The following is a 1,378-nucleotide window of genomic DNA, read 5'->3' on the forward strand; positions in this document are numbered from 1 at the left end:
TCGCCCTATTCAGACTCGCTTTCGCTGCGGCTCCGGCTTCTCACCTTAACCTTGCACGGGAACGTAACTCGCCGGTTCATTCTACAAAAGGCACGCCATCACCCATAAACAGGGCTCTGACTTCTTGTAAGCACACGGTTTCAGGTTCTATTTCACTCCCCTTCCGGGGTGCTTTTCACCTTTCCCTCACGGTACTGTTTCACTATCGGTCGCTAGGGAGTATTTAGCCTTAGCAGATGGTCCTGCCAGATTCATACGGGGTTTCACGTGCCCCGCACTACTCGGGATCCGTCTCGGAGGGAACTGACTTTCGGCTACAGGGCTTTTACCTTCTATGCCGGGCCTTTCCAGACCTCTTCGCCTAACCAATTCCTTTGTAACTCCATGTGAGACGTCCCACAACCCCGGCCAGCAAGCTGACCGGTTTAGGCTGTTCCGCGTTCGCTCGCCGCTACTGACGGAATCACTCTTGTTTTCTCTTCCTCAGGGTACTTAGATGTTTCAGTTCCCCTGGTATGCCTCAATCTGTCCTATGTATTCAGACAGAAGTGACTGACTATTACATCAGCCGGGTTTCCCCATTCGGACATCCCCGGATCAAAGCTTGCTTACAGCTCCCCGAGGCAGTATCGTTGTTCGCCACGTCCTTCATCGGCTCCTAGCGCCTAGGCATCCTCCGTGTGCTCTTAGTAGCTTAACCATGCTACTTTTAAAACTTAACTTGTTGTGACACAAGTTCAGCTAAAAGGATATTTCTAAAACGCAGATTCGTTTCGTTATCTAGTTTTCAAGGATCAAATATTTGGTGGAGCTAAGCGGGATCGAACCGCTGACCTCCTGCTTGCAAGGCAGGCGCTCTCCCAGCTGAGCTATAGCCCCATAAATAACCCCAATAAGTGATTTACACTTTAATGAAGTTTATATGGTGGGCCCTAGTGGACTCGAACCACCGACCTCACCCTTATCAGGGGTGCGCTCTAACCAACTGAGCTAAGGGCCCATATCGTGTATGGGAATTATTCATTTGAAACCCATAAGGGTTTGCGCTTGGCAACGTCCTACTCTCCCAGGACCCTTCGGTCCAAGTACCATCGGCGCTGGAGGGCTTAACGGTCGTGTTCGGGATGGGTACGCGTGGAACCCCTCCGCTATCGCCACCAAACGCGTTTGAAAGAGGTTTGCTCTCTCAAAACTGAGCAACGAGTGAGTAACTAGCCGACCGGCTAGATTTGTATTTGAATGCTTCCGTTGCAGGAAGCGATTCTCCATAGAAAGGAGGTGATCCAGCCGCACCTTCCGATACGGCTACCTTGTTACGACTTCACCCCAATCATCTACCCCACCTTCGGCGGCTGGCTCCTTGCGGTTACCTCACCGA

The 1,378-nt window shown here is 51.5% G+C and carries 2 tRNA genes and 3 rRNA genes; all 5 read right to left on the bottom strand.

Annotation, left to right across the window (positions count from 1 at the left end):
- A 23S ribosomal RNA gene (locus KI379_RS33635) occupies positions 1-700 on the bottom strand; the annotation flags it as partial.
- 103 nt (positions 701-803) lie between these two features.
- Positions 804-879: transfer RNA gene (locus tag KI379_RS33640), tRNA-Ala, on the bottom strand.
- A gap of 44 nt (positions 880-923) precedes the next feature.
- A tRNA-Ile gene (locus KI379_RS33645) sits at positions 924-1,000 on the bottom strand.
- Positions 1,001-1,045: 45 nt separating this feature from the next.
- Positions 1,046-1,162 (bottom strand): 5S ribosomal RNA (gene rrf, locus KI379_RS33650).
- A 109-nt stretch (positions 1,163-1,271) separates the two neighbouring features.
- Positions 1,272-1,378 (bottom strand): 16S ribosomal RNA (locus tag KI379_RS33655); the annotation flags it as partial.

This window comes from Paenibacillus cineris, from assembly GCF_018333335.1.
Taxonomy (GTDB): domain Bacteria; phylum Bacillota; class Bacilli; order Paenibacillales; family Paenibacillaceae; genus Paenibacillus_AQ; species Paenibacillus_AQ favisporus.